Origin of the sequence: Pseudoalteromonas sp. S16_S37, from assembly GCF_014694405.1 — a bacterium.
In the GTDB taxonomy this organism is placed as follows: Bacteria; Pseudomonadota; Gammaproteobacteria; order Enterobacterales; family Alteromonadaceae; genus Pseudoalteromonas.
Genome location: NZ_JAAUWV010000073.1, coordinates 1 through 17634, shown reverse-complemented (window position 1 = coordinate 17634; position 17634 = coordinate 1). Strand labels below are relative to the sequence as shown.

Annotated in this window: 16 protein-coding genes and 3 pseudogenes; 4 read left to right on the top strand and 15 right to left on the bottom strand. The window is 42.4% G+C overall.

All coding sequences use genetic code 11. The features are described 5' to 3' along the window. Both HC733_RS23270 and HC733_RS20040 read left to right on the top strand, forming a co-directional pair. A pseudogene (locus HC733_RS23270) lies at window positions 1-144 on the top strand (IS982 family transposase); the annotation flags it as partial. A gap of 22 nt (window positions 145-166) precedes the next feature. Then, window positions 167-529: pseudogene (locus tag HC733_RS20040) on the top strand (LysR substrate-binding domain-containing protein); the annotation flags it as partial. A gap of 5 nt (window positions 530-534) precedes the next feature. On the opposite strand, the gene HC733_RS20035 reads toward HC733_RS20040, so the two are convergent. The 13 genes and pseudogenes from HC733_RS20035 to HC733_RS19975 form a co-directional block, all read right to left on the bottom strand. Further along, window positions 535-792, bottom strand: a complete 258-nt coding sequence (locus HC733_RS20035; RefSeq protein WP_190366762.1) for a TIGR03643 family protein — start codon at window positions 790-792, stop codon at window positions 535-537. 135 nt (window positions 793-927) lie between these two features. After that, a complete protein-coding gene (locus HC733_RS20030; RefSeq protein WP_190366761.1) occupies window positions 928-1860 on the bottom strand; it encodes a hypothetical protein in 933 nt (310 codons plus the stop codon). Window positions 1861-3063: 1203 nt separating this feature from the next. Then, window positions 3064-3240, bottom strand: a pseudogene (locus HC733_RS23670) (hypothetical protein); the annotation flags it as partial. Window positions 3241-3278: 38 nt separating this feature from the next. After that, entirely contained in the window at window positions 3279-3425 is a 147-nt protein-coding gene (locus tag HC733_RS20020; protein WP_190366760.1) for a hypothetical protein, read from the bottom strand. A gap of 184 nt (window positions 3426-3609) precedes the next feature. After that, a complete protein-coding gene (locus HC733_RS20015; RefSeq protein WP_190366759.1) occupies window positions 3610-4071 on the bottom strand; it encodes a GNAT family N-acetyltransferase in 462 nt (153 codons plus the stop codon). A gap of 39 nt (window positions 4072-4110) precedes the next feature. Beyond that, the gene (locus HC733_RS20010) at window positions 4111-4701 is read right to left on the bottom strand and encodes a LysE family translocator (protein WP_190366758.1); all 591 of its coding nucleotides are present in this window, start codon (window positions 4699-4701) and stop codon (window positions 4111-4113) included. 87 nt (window positions 4702-4788) lie between these two features. After that, window positions 4789-5961, bottom strand: coding sequence for a 2-methylaconitate cis-trans isomerase PrpF (prpF, locus tag HC733_RS20005; RefSeq protein ID WP_190366757.1), 1173 nt, complete (start codon window positions 5959-5961; stop codon window positions 4789-4791). 63 nt (window positions 5962-6024) lie between these two features. Then, window positions 6025-8616 (bottom strand): Fe/S-dependent 2-methylisocitrate dehydratase AcnD, encoded by a 2592-nt coding sequence (gene acnD, locus HC733_RS20000; protein ID WP_190366756.1) that lies wholly within the window; start codon window positions 8614-8616, stop codon window positions 6025-6027. Window positions 8617-8692: 76 nt separating this feature from the next. After that, window positions 8693-9814: a bifunctional 2-methylcitrate synthase/citrate synthase gene (gene prpC, locus HC733_RS19995; protein WP_190366755.1), complete on the bottom strand. Its 1122-nt coding sequence runs from the start codon at window positions 9812-9814 to the stop codon at window positions 8693-8695. An 87-nt stretch (window positions 9815-9901) separates the two neighbouring features. Further along, window positions 9902-10792 carry a methylisocitrate lyase gene (gene prpB / locus HC733_RS19990; protein ID WP_190366754.1) on the bottom strand — a complete coding sequence of 297 codons (891 nt, stop codon included), beginning with the start codon at window positions 10790-10792 and terminating at the stop codon, window positions 9902-9904. A gap of 11 nt (window positions 10793-10803) precedes the next feature. After that, the gene (locus HC733_RS19985; protein ID WP_190366753.1) at window positions 10804-11469 is read right to left on the bottom strand and encodes a GntR family transcriptional regulator; all 666 of its coding nucleotides are present in this window, start codon (window positions 11467-11469) and stop codon (window positions 10804-10806) included. Window positions 11470-11712: 243 nt separating this feature from the next. Continuing rightward, window positions 11713-12099 carry a diacylglycerol kinase gene (locus HC733_RS19980; protein ID WP_190366752.1) on the bottom strand — a complete coding sequence of 129 codons (387 nt, stop codon included), beginning with the start codon at window positions 12097-12099 and terminating at the stop codon, window positions 11713-11715. 200 nt (window positions 12100-12299) lie between these two features. Further along, window positions 12300-13997, bottom strand: a complete 1698-nt coding sequence (locus tag HC733_RS19975; protein ID WP_342366043.1) for an LTA synthase family protein — start codon at window positions 13995-13997, stop codon at window positions 12300-12302. A gap of 499 nt (window positions 13998-14496) precedes the next feature. Here HC733_RS19975 and HC733_RS19970 point away from each other — a divergent pair, with 499 nt between their 5' ends. After that, window positions 14497-15195: a substrate-binding periplasmic protein gene (locus HC733_RS19970; protein WP_238937634.1), complete on the top strand. Its 699-nt coding sequence runs from the start codon at window positions 14497-14499 to the stop codon at window positions 15193-15195. A 73-nt stretch (window positions 15196-15268) separates the two neighbouring features. Here HC733_RS19970 and HC733_RS19965 read toward each other — a convergent pair whose 3' ends face one another. Continuing rightward, window positions 15269-15478 carry a cold-shock protein gene (locus HC733_RS19965; RefSeq protein ID WP_070986022.1) on the bottom strand — a complete coding sequence of 70 codons (210 nt, stop codon included), beginning with the start codon at window positions 15476-15478 and terminating at the stop codon, window positions 15269-15271. A gap of 504 nt (window positions 15479-15982) precedes the next feature. Here HC733_RS19965 and HC733_RS19960 point away from each other — a divergent pair. Then, window positions 15983-17059: a PAS domain-containing protein gene (locus HC733_RS19960; protein WP_190366750.1), complete on the top strand. Its 1077-nt coding sequence runs from the start codon at window positions 15983-15985 to the stop codon at window positions 17057-17059. Window positions 17060-17205: 146 nt separating this feature from the next. On the opposite strand, the gene HC733_RS19955 is transcribed toward HC733_RS19960, so the two are convergent. Further along, window positions 17206-17565, bottom strand: a complete 360-nt coding sequence (locus HC733_RS19955; protein ID WP_203219223.1) for a transposase — start codon at window positions 17563-17565, stop codon at window positions 17206-17208. Between the last annotated feature and the right edge of the window lie 69 nt (window positions 17566-17634).

Genomic DNA, 17634 nt, shown 5'->3' with positions numbered 1-17634 from the left:
GTGTTTGATCAACTCAAGAACATAACTCACATAGACCACACAAGGCACCGTAGCTGTATTTCATTTATGGTGAACTTGATGGCAGGCCTCATCGCTTATACTTTTCAAGCAAAGAAACCTAGCATAAAGGTTACTCGGCTTTAGTTCTTATACAGATCTCAGGTTATCTAACCACCCTCCAATTCAATCTGCACACGATTTAAAAGCACATAACTGTTTTGTATATAGTTATTTTCAAAGTAAAAATGTATGGCCACTTGATGGAGGCGTTGCTATCGGTGGGAAGTTAAAAGTTAATAGCACTATCTTCATGCTGGAATCGATAAAACGTGGTCTTGGAATTGGATTCATTCCAAACTTTGTGTGCCAAGACGCTATAGAGCGTGGAGAAATCATAGAGATATTACCAAATGCAACGCGACCAAAGCTTACTTTATATGCCCTTTATCCTGCTCGCCAATTTGTGCCTACCAAGTTAATTCAATGCATTGAATATTTAGAGCAATGGTTTAATAAAAAACAGTATTAGCCGCCCTATTTAACTCTAGATTTATATTGTGTAGGGCAATAACCACGGCTAACCGCAGGATGGCGTAGCTTTTTATGCTTAGTCGCTCGACCGTTTACACGCTGCCGCCATAGCTTAAAACTACTGGGTTTTAAGTTACGTCTCATAAATGTAATTACTTGAGATTCACTTAGCCCATAAAGTTGCTCAATGGCTTCAAAAGGCGTTCTGTCTTTCCAAGCCATTTCAATAACTCGACTTTGCTCGCAAACTGACAACCTCATCAAAGATCTCCTACATCTTGAAAAATACTCTAATACGTTGCGAGGACGACTATCGTTCACAAGCTTATCATCAAGAGCGCTGTAAGATGACTCTTGCTACCTTTAAAGCATTTGCGCGTTTAACCCTTCTCGGTATTAGGGTTCTTCCGGCGCCACAACTTGCAAGTAACAAAAAGGGTGGGTGAGGGTGTTTTTAATATATGAATAATAGCTCCCTTGTGTATCGTCTACCGCAGAAGGCCCCGCCACCACATATTCAACCGCCTTGCGGAATGCATTTTGAAGATCATGTCCATACTGCATAATTTGACCTAGTGCATCTCGTATGCATCGGTTAGCACACACTGACGACTTAACTTCATAAACAATAAACTTATCTGCTAACTCTACCAATATATCAATGTTCCTAAACTCTGGTTTGACTTTGTCATAACCATATTGTTCGTACAGCTGTGCAAGCAACACATTTTGAATTTTGTCGTGTGTTCTTTTTTGTATATATGTCGCCGTCACTGATACTTCGATGTCATCGGTATTTTTAAAAAACTCTGCGTAACACCGAGTCTCTTGCTTCTTTAAATCACTTAAGTTTGAGTAGTAACCAAAGATCTGCTTGATCCGCTGCTCGCCCTTTATGTGATGAATCGTTAATCCATAGCCTAGAGGTTGCTCATACTCGAGCCCTGTTTCTATAAATTCAACTTCAATGGTATGACCTAACTCTTCACAGTGTTTATAGATTGGCGCCTTATCACCTTTTACAATAGCGTACGCGCCAATGACTAACCGTGCTTGTTTACGCGATGGTGAACTATGTACTTTTACAGCAACTAAATCTCCAGGCTTTAGATTAAGGAAATGCTTGAGTGTGTAACACGCATTTTTTGGCTCTGACTTTTCTTTCAGATATTGAGCTATCAGTCTTTGCTCTTTACCAACCCATTCACTCAGATCTTCTTCCCAATGAAACCCTGTAGAAATCACACCTTTTGCTAATAGTTTTGGCATCACATCATCATAATGCTGTTGATGTGTTCCATATTTACTGCCAATGATGTAATAATTCATACTTATGCCATCCAATGTTTTATATATTTACTTTCAATAAGTTACAACGTAACTTTCCTGCTGTAAATTGATAAAATTATTGTTCACGCCATACTGAGCGTAGATAAGAAAGGTAAGTTATTTTATGTAAGCAGCGCTAACAAACTTAACGACTAGCAGAGCCGCGAGCGCCAAGTTTAATACCTTAAAATGATTAAGTATTGTTGCGTGTTGGTATTGTTGAGCGTGAAATAAGTAGCGACTCGTATCGCATAAAGTAGTAATAGCAAAAAAGACTTTACACTCCAGATTGTAAGCTACTATAAAAATTAGTATTACATTGTTTACAATTTTATTTCGGTTCTAAAACGTATCTGGCGGTAAGACTAAGCCGCTATCATTAACTTTGGCCTTACCTTCCAGTTAACCCTAATGTTATTCAGTGAACTTGCAGAGTGACTTATGATAACTATCTAATTATCAGCATTTTACAGAGGGATGACTGGTCACTCTAACAGTTGGTTTACCGCGAGAGCGCTTAGGGGTACCAGTCATTCTTACTCCCCCGTGAACTTTCACCGCATCAACTTGAGATAGTTCTTTTAATCTCTTAGATTTCACTTTTAATTCAACTTTCATGGTTCTTTTCCTCGACAAACTTTAATGTAATTTATTGTTTTCATTACAAATGCTTACTATCTTAGTTTGACTCCTCTAAATGCTACGCAATAGAGAACTCTGATATTGCAAAGAAATCAAATTGTTAAGACATCCAGTACTTGGTTTGTGTAGTTTTTATCCAAGCAAGTTCATCTTACAGAAGAAAAAAGGAACAACAATCAATAAATTTCATCATTTTTACCCAAAATCTATTCTAAGTAATAAAATGTTATTGGTCCTAGATCACATGAGAAATAGAATATTTTTTAAAAACAAAAATTTAAGTAAAACCCTGCAAAGCTAAAAATTTATTTGTAACTAAAAGTTTAGTACTTTTACTGTCAGATAATAAATCCTCTCGTTACATCCAACAATCAAGATATAAGTTGTTTTATGGCAAGGAGAAACTCGTTACTTATTTTTGGTGAGTTTAAAAAGAGACAAATACAGGTGAAGAGAAATATTCTCTGAAATTAAACAGAAACAATATAATTGTGAGCACTTAGGGCTTTTTTGAAGAACAAGAACATTTATTGATAAATGCAAAGACATCACAGAATGAGATTAAAACCTTACCCAATGCACACTAATCGCTCTTCGTTCACCACGTACTTCTATTTGGGAGTTGTCCACAAACTGCAAACCGAGTTTTTCAATCACGGCGCGTGAGCGGGTGTTTTCAACGAAGTGGGTTGCCTCAAGACCTTTTTCATTTTGATAATAACTTACGAGCCCTTTTAGCGCTTCAGGTACAAAACCTTGACCCCAAAAATCAACGCCTAACCAATAGCCAAAGTGCCAACCCCTTCGTTAATTTCAACAAACCCGAGTGTGCCAATAACATCATCACTCTGTGTTGTGGTGATTGCGTACACCACGCTTTTGCCACTTTCAAATTGCGCTTGGAGGGTTGCAATCCACTGCACAGCCATATCCTCAGAATAGGATAAGGAATATTTTTGGTCATATCGCTAATGCGTTTATCGCCTGCGAGCTGTGCCACACGCTTTGCATCGCTTTTTTTAAAAGGCCTGAGCACCAAACGCTCGGTAGTAATAATGGCTTGCATAACCCCTTTTCCATAAGTTGATAATGAGTAATTGCTATTGGCTAGTTCGACTTAACCATATACACGCAGTGCTCGATTAGGTCGTGCTCAGGGCTTTGGTGTATAACAAAGCCAAACTTTTCATAAGCCTGTATCGCAGACAAATTGTCTTTATAAACAAACAGCCCACACTGCTCTACATTTAAGAACTGTAAACCCCGTTTACAAAGCGCATTGAGCAGTAAATTCGCTACCCCTTGGCCTCTTTGCTTAGGGTTAACAACAAGCCGCGCTAAGTGACAACGGCCAAAACGCATATAAAACTGACCAAAAGCCGCCAATGTGCCTTGTTGTGACTGTAACGCACAACTTGTTAGCTGGTCAGCATGTAGGTCTGCCCTAAAGGTTTCAAGATCAAAAGGGTACCTAAAGTTTGGCCCAGCCCACTGAGTTAACTGTAACTCACTGTTAAACCAAGTCATCAATTGCTTAATATGAGCGTCGGCTGCTAAAACTAATTCCATAAGAGCACCACGTTTGTCTGGAACCAATAAGGTAACAAATTAGTCAGCTAATGCAATCACAACGCTCATCGCCAGTGCACTTGCAAATATTAATCGTAGCCATTTTGCTTGCTGTGGTTTGGCAAATAGCGGCCTGAGCTTCGCACCCGCAGCCATCCATAGAGTGTCTACCACAACCGCAACACCAAAACACACCGCTCCGGTCATCATTGCGCTGGCTAACGGGCTTTGCGCTTGCAGCATATTGTTGGCAAAAATAGCCAAAAACGCGGCGTATGCTTTAGGGTTGACCAGGTTCAGAATAAAACCATCTTTAAACACGGGTGCTTGGCCCGCTTGATCTGCAATACCGCCTTGAGCCGTCGCTATTTTATAAGCAACAAACAACAAATACCCACCTGCCGCTAATTGACATATCATTTTTATTGATGGGTATGTACTAAATAGCGTACCAAGTCCCGCACCAACTAGCGTGATCACCACCAAAAGCCCAACTAAAATGCCCGCTAAAAATCCCGCGCCGCGTCTAAAACCAAAACTTGCACCAACGCCTGCAAGTGCGAGTGGAGCAGGACCCGGTGAGCCCAATAGTAATGCTGTAGTCAGCACTAACGAAATGCGCAATTCCATTATAAATCGTTCCTTTTTAACAACTTTACGCAATAAAAAAGGCCCAAGGGGGCCTTGATAAAACTTTATCGAGTATATGTGTAGACGTTAGTCTTGCGGTACTCGCACATGTCCTTCCATCAAAACACGCGCGCTTCGGCTCATAACAGCCTTTTCTGCTTGCCATTGGCCGTCTACAAATTTTGCAGCTGCACCAACGCGTAATGTGCCTGATGGATGACCAAAGGTCACGCTCTCACGTTCACCACCACCTGCGGCTAAATTCACTAAGGTGCCAGGTATTGCTGCTGCTGTGGCAATCGCCACCGCCGCAGTGCCCATCATCGCATGATGTAATTTACCCATCGAAAGTGCGCGCACGCACACATCAATGTCGTCACTACTGATGGGCTTGCCACTTGAAGCAATATAGCTTTGTGGGCCACTGACAAACGCAATTTTAGGTGTGTGCTGGCGACTAGCCGCCTCTTCAACTGAGTTGATCAAGCCCATTTTTAGCGCGCCATAAGCACGAATGGTTTCAAAACGCTCTAGCGCTTTATCATCGCCGTTTATTGCTTCTTGTAGCTCAGTGCCTGTGTAACCTAAGTCTGCTGCATTGAAGAATAAAGTAGGAATACCCGCATTAATCATAGTGACATCAAACTGACCAATGTTTGGCACCTCGAGTGTGTCGACTAAATTGCCTGTTGGGAACATCGCTCCGTCCCCATCGGCAGGGTCCATAAACTCCACCACAACTTCTGCGGCAGGAAAGGTCACGCCATCAAGTTCAAAATCGCCAGTTTCTTGCACTTCACCATTTGTCATTGGTACGTGCGCAATAATGGTTTTTTTGATGTTTGCTTGCCAAATACGCACCACTGCAATGCCATTTTGTGGAATGCGACTCGGATCGACCAAACCATTACTAATTGCAAATGACCCGACCGCAGCAGTGAGGTTGCCACAGTTACCACTCCAATCAATAAATGGCTTATCGATGGCCACTTGGCCAAACAAGTAATCAACATCATGATCAGTTTGTGTGCTTTTTGATAAAATAACCGTTTTACTGGTACTTGATGTAGCGCCACCCATGCCATCGGTATGTTTGCCGTATGGATCTGGACTCCCAATCACACGTAGCAGCAAAGCATCACGCTTTGGACCCGCTACTTGCGCCTCTGGTGGTAAATCAGTGAGGTTAAAGAACACCCCTTTGCTGGTGCCACCGCGCATATAGGTTGCGGGCACTTTAATTTGCGGTTTAAAAGACATGCTTGATCCCTTTAAAAAGCGTTGAGAAAGGCCCTATAACTTGAGCCTTTCTAATGGTTGATATTATGCGTGTGCTTCTAGAAAGTCTTTCGCAAAGCGCTGCAAAACACCACCCGCTGAGTAAATCGATACTTCTTCTGCCGTATCTAAACGACACGTCATCGGCACCTCTACTCGCTCACCATTTTTGCGATTAATAACCAGTGTCAAAGTGGCACCTGGGCTTGGTTCGCCTTCAACATCAAAGGTTTCAGTCCCGTCAATGTTTAGTGTTTTACGGGTTGTGTCGGCTTTAAATTCAAGCGGTAATACGCCCATACCAATTAGGTTAGTGCGGTGAATGCGCTCAAATCCTTCTGCGGCGATCACTTCAACCCCAGCTAAGCGAACACCTTTAGCCGCCCAGTCACGAGAAGACCCTTGACCATAATCCGCGCCGGCCACAATGATCAATGGCTGCTTGCGCTCCATGTAGGTTTCGATTGCTTCCCACATGCGGATTTCTTGGCCTTCTGGCTCAAGTCGTGCAAGAGAACCTTGCTTCACTTCGCCATTTTCATCGCGCACCATTTCGTTAAATAACTTAGGGTTTGCGAATGTGGCGCGTTGCGCCGTTAGGTGGTCGCCTCGGTGCGTTGCATACGAGTTAAAATCTTCTTCTGGCAAGCCCATTTTTGCCAAGTATTCACCAGCGGCACTGCTGGCCAAAATAGCATTTGAAGGAGATAAGTGGTCTGTAGTGATATTATCACCTAGTACCGCAAGCGGGCGCATGCCTTTCATGGTGCGCTCTGCTGCCAACGCGCCTTCCCAATATGGCGGACGACGAATGTAGGTACTCATTTCACGCCAGTCATATAACGGGTTATTGTGTTCGCCGTAATCCACCGTTAAGTCAAACATCGGCTCGTAAACTTGGCGGAACTGCTCCGGCTTGACGCTTTTAGCGATAACCACATCAATCTCTTCATCACTTGGCCATAAATCTTTGAGCGTTATAGGATTACCATCTTGGTCATGGCCTAATACGTCTTTTTCGATATCAAAACGAATGGTGCCCGCAATGGCATAAGCAACCACGAGAGGCGGAGATGCTAAGAATGCTTGTTTAGCATAAGGGTGAATACGACCATCAAAGTTACGGTTGCCCGACAGTACTGCCGTTGCATACAAATCACGGTCAATAAGTTCTTGCTGAATTTTTGGGTCAAGCGCGCCACTCATACCGTTACAAGTCGTGCAGGCAAACCCGACGATACCAAAGCCAAGCTGTTCAAGCTCTGGCAACAAATTAGCCTCTTCAAGGTACATTTTTACTGCTTTTGAACCCGGTGCTAGTGAGGTTTTCACCCAAGGTTTGCGCATCAAACCTTTAGCATTGGCGTTACGCGCCAACAGTCCTGCTGCAATCACATTTCGTGGGTTACTGGTGTTAGTACAGCTGGTAATAGCTGCGATGATCACCGCGCCATCTGGCATTTTGCCTTCTTCGTTTTCAACAACGCCTGAGATCCCCGCTTTAGCGAGATCGGCTGTTGCAACGCGTTTATGTGGATTTGAAGGGCCGGCGATATTACGGCCAACTGATGACAAGTCAAACTTCAACACACGCTCATATTGCGCTGTTTCAAGGCTATCAGCCCAAAGGCCAGTATGTTTAGCATAGTTTTCAACTAAGCGAACTTGCTCATCATCACGGCCTGTAAGCTTTAAGTAATCAATGGTTTGCTGGTCGATGTAGAACATGGCAGCCGTTGCACCATACTCTGGTGTCATGTTCGAGATAGTCGCACGGTCGCCAAGCGTTAAACTTGCCGCCCCTTCGCCATAAAACTCAAGGTATGCACCCACCACTTTTTCTGCACGTAAAAACTCGGTAATGGCTAATACGATATCTGTTGCGGTAATACCTGGTTGCGCCTTACCTGTAAGCTCTACGCCCACAATATCTGGTAAACGCATGTACGAAGCACGACCAAGCATCACGCTTTCCGCTTCAAGACCACCAACGCCTACTGCAATGACGCCCAAGGCATCAACATGCGGTGTGTGACTGTCGGTACCCACTAAGGTATCAGGAAATGCCACTCCATCACGGGCATGAATAACTGGCGACATCTTTTCCAAGTTAATTTGGTGCATGATGCCGTTACCCGGTTGAATAACATCAACATTTTTAAACGCAGTTTTGGTCCAATTGATAAAGTGGAAGCGGTCTTCGTTGCGTCTATCTTCAATCGCACGATTTTTCTCAAACGCGTCTTTTTCAAAGCCAGCATGTTCCACTGCCAGTGAGTGGTCAACAATCAACTGAGTCGGTACAACCGGATTCACTTTAGAAGGATCGCCACCTTTTGCAGCAATTGCATCACGCAAACCTGCTAAATCAACCAAGGCGGTTTGACCCAAAATATCATGACAAACAACGCGCGCTGGAAACCATGGGAAATCTAAATCGCGACGACGTTCAATAATTTGTGTAAGGCAATCATCTAACTTTTCGCTCTCACAACGACGTACAAGGTTTTCAGCAAGCACGCGAGAGGTATAAGGCAAGGTGTCGTAGGCACCGGGTTTAATCGCATCGACGGCTTCGCGGGTGTCATAATAGCTCAATTGCGAATTAGGCAAGAGCTTACGGTATTTGGTATTCATAACTACATCCATTGGAAATTGGTGACAGAACTAACAAAGCAAGCGGCTAACTTACATTAGCCGCTTTAGAGGCAGATTAACGCGCTGAGATTGGTGTTACAGGGCGCAATTCTTCACCTATATATTCTGCCGAAGGGCGAATAATACGGTTATCTGCACGCTGCTCCATAACATGTGCAGCCCAACCTGTTAAACGTGACATAACAAAGATAGGTGTAAACAACTTGGTTGGAATACCCATAAAGTTATAAGCTGATGCATGGAAGAAATCGGCGTTACAGAATAACTTTTTCTCGCGCCACATCACTTCTTCACAACGCACTGATACAGGGTATAGCACCGTATCACCGACATCTTTTGCTAACTTTTCTGACCATTGTTTGATGATCTCGTTGCGTGGGTCACACTCAGAGTAAATCGCATGACCAAAGCCCATGATCTTCTCTTTACGCTCAAGCATGCCCCTCATCTTCTCTTCTGCGTCATCCGCAGAGGTGAAGCTTTCAATCATTTCCATTGCCGCTTCGTTAGCACCACCATGTAATGGACCACGAAGTGAACCAATCGCACCAGTTACACAAGAATGCATATCAGACAAGGTTGATGCACACACACGTGCCGTGAAAGTTGACGCGTTAAACTCGTGCTCTGCATATAAAATTAACGATACGTGCATAACACGCTCGTGTAATTCATTTGGCTTTTTACCATGCAACATGTGTAAGAAATGCGCACCAATTGAATCGTCATCTGTTTCAACATCAATACGCACGCCATCGTGGCTAAAGCGGTACCAATAACAAATAATGCTTGGGAAACACGCCAACATACGGTCGGTTACTTTGCCTTGTAAATCAAAACTTGCTTCACCTTCTAAGTTACCCAACATAGAGCAACCAGTACGTAACACATCCATTGGGTGTGCATCTGCTGGAATACGCTCAAGTACTTCTTTAAGTGCCAGCGGTAAACCACGCATTGAACGCAGTTCACCCTTATAGCTGTCTAGTTCGGCTTGTGTTGGTAGGTGGCCTTTTAAAATGAGGTAGGCGACTTCTTCAAACTGACAGTGTTCAGCCAAGTCTTTCACATCATAACCACGATAAGTTAAGCCTGAGCCTGATTTACCAACTGTTGAAAGTGCTGTTTTCCCTGCTACTTGACCGCGAAGGCCAGCACCGCTTAGTACTTTTGCCATTTTTAAATCTCCTGAATTTTTTACCTGCTGGATAATATTTTAATTGGCGAGCCTCGCTGCCCACCCATTTATTTTTAAACTTTTCAATTACTTGTTTTTGCCTTGGGCAAACAGTGAATCAAGCTTTTGCTCATATTCGTGATAACCAAGATAATCGTACAAATCCATACGAGTTTGCATGTTATCAATGACAGCTTTTTGATCGCCGTCCGTTAAAATGGTCTGATAAACCAGTTCAGCAGCTTTGTTCATCGCACGGAATGCGCTTAATGGGTAAAGCACCATAGCAACCCCCCACTGACCAAGCTCTTCTTTGTTCCAAAGTTCAGTCTTACCAAATTCGGTAATATTAGCCAAAATTGGTACATCTAACGCTTCGCTGAATGCTCTGTAATGCTCTTCTGTTTGCACCGCTTCGGCAAAAATACCGTCTGCGCCCGCTGCAACATAAGCTTTAGCACGCGCAATTGCTGCCTCTAGCCCTTCTTGGGCAAAGGCATCGGTACGTGCCATGATGAAAAAGTCAGGATCGGTACGCGCATCAACCGCCGCTTTAATGCGATCAACCATTTCTTCTGTTGATACAATTTCTTTATTTGGACGGTGGCCGCAACGCTTTTGCGCTACTTGGTCTTCCATATGTACCGCCGCGGCACCTGCTTTTTCCATATCACGAATGGTTTTGGCAATATTAAATGCACCACCCCAACCGGTATCAATATCAACCAATAATGGCAAATCACACGCTGCTGTAATACGTTGCACATCGGCAATCACATCATTAAGTGACGTCATCCCCAAATCAGGCAGACCGTAAGACGCATTCGCTACACCGCCACCAGAGAGATAAATCGCTTGGTGACCGATTTTTTTTGCCATGATCGCTGAATAGGCATTAATAGTGCCTACTATCTGCAAAGGGTGATTGGCTTTGAGTGCCTCACGGAACTTTTTACCTGCGCTTGTAAATCCTGTCATGATGTTCTCTCTTATAAGCTGTTTTGAAGTTTGGCTTCGATATTATTTTTTGAATACGTGATATGTCGACGCATAAGCATCTCGGCAAGCTCTGGATCGCGATTACTAATGGCTTGAACAATATGCCTGTGCTCATCAAATGCACTTGTCACTCGTGGTCCTGCCATACCAAGTTGCACGCGATACATACGTACTAGGTGGTAAAGGCCATTGACCAGCATGGAAATAAGGTGGCTATTTTTGCTGCCTAAGATAATGCGATAGTGAAAGTCTAAATCACCCGCCTCTTGGTAATAAAGTTCAGCGTTTTTTACTTCATCTGATTGGCTATTCAACAGCGCATTCAGCTCCGTGATTTCTGTTGCTGTCATATGCTGTGCGGCAAGTCTCGCGGCCATGCCTTCTAAAGACTCTCGCACTTGATAAAGCTCAATCAGTCCTTCGGGGCTCAATGACACCACACGAGCACCAATATTTGCTTTGCGTTCCACGATATTACACGCTTCTAAGCGGTTAATCGCTTCACGCACAACGGCTCGGCTCACCTGATACTTTGTCGACAATTCTGTTTCACTCAGTTTGGTACCTGATGGAATAACGCCTTCTACGATCTCTTTCCTAAGGCGGAAAAACGCTTTATCTGAAGAAGTTACAGCTTGCTCTTGAAAAAAGTCCATCTTGACGAGTACATTCTGAGTGATGAAAAGTTGTAGACAATATTAGAGGTGCTTTACGTTAACGTCAACCTTGCCAGCGCAAGATTGTCGACAATCCTCGTTATACCCTATATAAATTTTATGAATGGGCCGTTATATCAAGATACAACGGCAGCACAGATCTGATAGTCAGCTCTTGGGCTGGCAAGCTGACTTTTGCACTGCGATTTAAGCAAAGGAAGACACAATGGTTTTGTGCGTGTATTAAAGCAACAAGTAGTTGCTGTAGAAACAGCTACCCCATACACAAAAGAACACGATGATAGAGATAAGTACACCGGCAGATCCTAAGTCTTTTGCCAAGCCTGATAAAGGATGGATCTCAAGCCCTACTCGATCAACGGTGGCTTCAATGGCTGTATTAACGATTTCAGCAAACATCACAAACAAGGTTGCGCTTAGCATCATCACTTTTTCGTATAATGAAAAATCGACAGTAAAAATAACGCCAAAAGTGATCAACAATAATATCAGCTCTTGACGAAACGCAGACTCATTTTTAGCCAACCATCGCAGTGCCCTAACTGAATTACTCGATGCAAGGTATATACGCCTTAATCCAGTGGGTTTATTAGTGCTATCGAACTTCATTTGACTCTCCAATATGAGCAAGTTTTGGACACATACGCTCCCAAAACAGCATGTTTTATAGGTTGAGCAACACGCGCCTTGAAGCAATTGCAAAAACCTGCACTGCGCATTTTATTACTCCATTGTGTCATTGCAACACGCTAACACCGTCAGAGCGATAAAACTTCTGCCCAAACAAATATGTAACCATATCCGCCTATTTAATAATGTACTTTTACTTGTTTGTGGTTTTCATACGAGCGATATAGCTGTTTTTGATAAGCGAGCGAACTAAATAATACATGGGCTAGTGCCTTCTCTTTTATCAGCTCCAACTCTGCGGTTGGCATAATGGCATCTTGCTGCTTGTTCTTTACGTCATAATGCCAATAACTGGCTTTTTTTCCTGGCATAAGGACTGCCACCTTATCGTTTTCTATATAGGCGTAATTATCGTAGTACTGCATCATCGCCCGCTGTGTAGGATACGTTTTCGTTAAGTCATAACCTATCATCGGAGATGGCGCTTGTACGCCGAGCAATGACAGTAAAGTGACGGGAAGGTCAATTTGGCTTACTAACCGCTCATCGGCATGCGCATTAAATTCACTGTTAAGAATAACGGCGGGTATATGAAAGGATTTAATTGGTACAGGCTCACTGCCAAACACTCTAACATCATGATCGGCAACCACTAAGAAGATAGTATTTTGCCAGTACTCACGCTTTTGGGCCGTTGTAATAAAATTGCCAAGTGCATAATCTGCATATTTAATCGCTAGCTCCCTTGCTCGATTATCGCTATTAAAACCATCGTCTAGTGAGACTTTTCCATTGGGTATATCAAACGGATCATGATTGCTCGAGGTAAAAATCAAACTAAAAAATGGTTGCTTAGCCTTTGCCAGTGCCATTAGCTCTTTATCAGCTTGCTTGAATAAGTCTTCATCGCTTACTCCCCATGAAGCAACAAATTCGGGCGACTCGATATCATTTATATCTACAATATCGTTGAATCCGTTTCCTAGAAAAAAGCTCTTCATATCATCAAAATGGCTTTCACCACCGTAGATAAATTGAGTCAAATAGCCTTGCTGAGATAACGCGCTGGCAAGCGTATAAAACTGATGTTGAGATTTTGACAACTTAACAACAGAGCGTGAAGGAGATGGCACGAAACCAGTGATTATAGCTTCAATGCCTCTTACTGAACGAGTGCCTGTTGCGTACATATTCTTAAAGCCCCAGCCTTGTTGATAGAATTTATCAAGATTTGGAGTAAGACCAGCCCCCCCTAAAGCACCAACAAACCTAGCACCTAAACTTTCCTCCAAAACAATCACCAAGTTTTTCTTTGGCCCGTGGTTAAAACTGAGGTCGTTAGATAGCGTAGGTATTTCGTCGCTTATAAATTCACTTTTATATGCTTCATGTCGAACGAGCTGGGTGATCGTTTGTTTGTCTAATACGCCATAAAGCGCTTGAGCATTGGCTTCGCTGTGCATATTTTTTATTGCAAATGCAACGCTATAAGGGGAGTTCAAAGTCAAAGAGTTAACCAACGCGTCTTGAGAAAAGTAAACAAACGAAGGATTTAAAGGTCGATGACCAAGTGTACCTCTGGCCATTAACAGCACCGCAATCAAACAACACATGCTTAACAATGAATGTGTTACCCCACTCACAGCACAAGATGCCATTTTGTGATTAGCGATATATTTTGCGGTGACATATGCCGCAGCACCACAGCATAGAATAGCCATTGCTAACGTCAGTAAATGACCGTTTATCAACATTGAAAACACTTCATTGGGGTATTGCAAATATTCAACAAATAACCGATTAGGTCTTACATCATATTGATTGATAAAAGCGGGCGTGGCGATTTCAAACAAAACCACTAATGTGATTACAAGCACAATATAGCTTTGGCGAACTTTATTTACTAAGTACTGCCACCGAATTGGTAAAAAATAGCTACAAAACGCCAGCAATAGCAAAGGTAACACCAGGTAAGCGCTGGTACTTATGTCGATCCTAAATCCCCCCATAGTAACGCAAATAGACTGTCTTGCGTAACACGCTCTATCAGCCAAACACTAAGGGCTACTCGGCTCGTTGTAAACACTGCTAACAACGCTAAAAAAGTCACCCATACTGACTTTTGGGCATGTAAAAAACTACAAATTTGGCGCATAACTAACTTGGTTTGTGACTTTCCTACAAATTAGTGTGCGAATCTTAAGAAAAACTTAAGATAGAGGACTTCTCTTAGACAAATATTTAATCACTGATAACCTATTAAGTTCGAGAACTTTGCTACACTTCAAGTATCAGTCTGTTTTGGGTACCGCAGTGGTAAGATTTACTCAACGCTCCTTGTTAGTTTTATTATGCTTATGCTTTTTGAGCTTAAGCTTGAATTGTATTAGCGCCAGTGCCAGCGCACTTCCTCCTTTAACTGTGGTCACTGAACTTTCACCACCTAATCAAACATTCAATAATGGTGAAGTTGGTGGCACCAGCACAGAGCTTGTAAAACAGATCTTGCAACGTGCTCACTTAAAAGCTGATTATCACCTCTACCCTTGGGCAAGAGCCTTTAAAGTTGCCAGCGAAAAACAAAATACTTTGATCTACAGCATTGCCAAAACGCCACTGCGCGAGCAAAACTTTCATTGGATTGGCCCTGTCGCTAAATTTGAATTAGGCTTTGTTACTAACAAATATCGCAGCGACGTAATTGTAAACTCACTTGAAGATGCCAAAAAATATCGCCTTGCAGTACAGCGCGGAGATATTGCCGCAGAACAATTAAAAAAATATGGCTTTGACTTTGTGCTCACCTCGGATATTGAGCGCTCTTATCAACTGTTAATCGCCAACAAAGTTGACTTAGTGCTCGACGATCCTCGTTACTTAAAATCAATGGCCGATACACTCAATTTGCCCAACGACCATTTTCAATTTCTATTCAGCGTGCCTGATTTGTCTGTCAGTGGCTACCTTGCAGCTAATATTCAAACCCCGGCAGAAATAGTTGAAAGGCTGCGTGTTGCCTTTGCTGACATTAAACGAACGCAGGCATATAAAGATGTACTCTCTGGCTATCATTAATACCCGTCTGATGAGCGTAATTTAGCCACAAAAAAAGCAAGCCTTAGCTTGCTTTTTTTCTAAGTAATAAAACTTAGATTACAGTGATGTTCTCAGCTTGAGGACCTTTTTGGCCTGTAGCTAGAGTGAACTCAACACGTTGGCCTTCAGCTAAAGTGCGGAAACCGTCACCTTTGATTGCGCTGAAATGAGCAAAAACGTCTGGGCCATTTTCTTGAGCGATGAAACCAAAACCTTTTGACTCGTTGAACCACTTAACTGTGCCAGTTACTGTATTAGACATATCTAGATATCCTGATTTAAAAATTTAACTATGCCCATCTGGGCGCATAGAGCAAAAATTAGACGGTACTTAAAAACTTCAGGACGGTACTACAAGTATGACTTATACAACAACGTAATGGAGATTTATAAACACTGACATATTTTTTGTCTAAATCCAGTCTATCTAGATAAAGATTCAAGTCAATGAATTTTGCGACCAATGAAATGAAATTTCTGTGACACCCCATTAACACAAAAACTCGCGTTCACACTCACTAAGAAAAAATAACCAAACCAACAATAGAGCCAAATAAAAAAGGATTAATTCAGCATGTTACAGAGAAAAAAATAAGAGCATAAACTCTAAATCAATCACGTCTTAACAGCGGAATGTTCAATCGAATTATCCGCAAAACCAATCAAAGTTATCCCATCGTACGTATTAACTTTAAGTTGCTGGTTTTTCACCACGTTTGTACTAACTTTAATTGAGTCCTTTTACAAATATTGGGGTTGATAGCTCATGGATAACAGAACATCGAGTTTAGAAGAGTCTGCTTTTTTTAGTCAGCTTATGCATGATTGCTCTGTACTGCAGCTGCTGCGACAGGTACTCATGCATTCCCATCACGCCATTGTGATCACTAATGCAGACCACTCGCAAGGCTACCCCATTGTGTATGCCAATAAAGTGTTTTGTGAGCATACGGGCTACGAATTAGCAGAGCTTGTTGGGCGCTCTCCACGCATCCTACAAGGGCCAGATAGCAACCATAAAGTGATCGCAAAAATCACCCCTTCACTACAAAAAAATGGGTATTTTTACGGTTCTTCAATTAATTACCGCAAGGATGGTTCAATCTACCCCGTCGAATGGAACATTTCTGAGATCAAAAATGAAGAAGGCACTGTCACACACTACATATCGATGCAAAAAGACTTAACTAATCTCAAACGCATCGCTGAGCAAATCAAAGATACGAATGAGTTATTTAAACGCTTTTATGCAACACAAGCCAAGCTAAATGCGGTTAAAACAGGCTTTAACGACAAAGTTGTTGAAACAATTAAAAGTAACGAAAAAATTTACAATGGCAATCTGCGCTCACAAGAGAACGAAGAACTTTTTGAAGACGCTTTTTTTGATTTTTCACCCAACGAAATGGGGGCGTTAGGCAACAAAATTGAAAAGTCGCCTATCAGCGCTCAAGTGTTTTGGCAAGAGAGCCCTATTGCAGAGGACGACGTTATCTCATTAACCGAGTCTATTAGAGAGCTTGATTCTGAGATAGGCATGGCGGAAGCACTAGATAGTAATGTTAATTATCTAAACATTGCTAAGTATATGAAAGAGATAGCCAACAACTTATATTTCTGTGTTGAATTTAACGACGGTGCATTAATGATAGATGAAGTAGCCAACGCGCTATCTAAACTATCTGATACATCACAGATCCCCATTGAAATGCTCTCGATGTTTAATAAAGACGTCTCAGATTGGATTGACAGCGTATTTGTACACAAAGACGCCGAGAACATCTTCTCGGGCGAGAACAATACAGTCGCCGCAGGTAACCAGTTATTGTCTTTTATTCAGTAACTTCAGCAATGCAGATCATACTAGATTAATAACACTAGAGCGTGTTGATCTTTTCTATACATAATTCAACCAACCCACATCGGTAACCACATAAGTGAGAAAGCAAGGGCAATTACGCTATTGTAATTCCTTGCCAATCTGTCATATCAAGTTGCTACGGCTCGATATTTCTTTATCTTCAGAAAGGCATTTTCTACTAAATGGCGATATCGGTACATGCTCCAATCTATGTCGTCATTACCGTGTTTACTATTGCCTTTCCTTGGTATCACATGCTGAGCGTTACGACTTTTAATTAATTCTCTTAGAGCCCCACTGTTATAGCCTTTATCAGCAACTACCACTTCTGCTTCTGGAGACGAAACAACCAAGCTCTCATCATAACTCACGTCATGAGGCTGTCCACCTGACAGTTCAAAGTATACTGGTAAACCACCACTATCAACCGCCAAATATATTGTGACCTTACGGCAAGATAGCGCAAATAAGTAAAAACCATCCGGCATACTTGATTGCAACCTAAACAACTAAGGTGTGATCAATGAATACCACAACATCATTAGAGCAAATTAAAG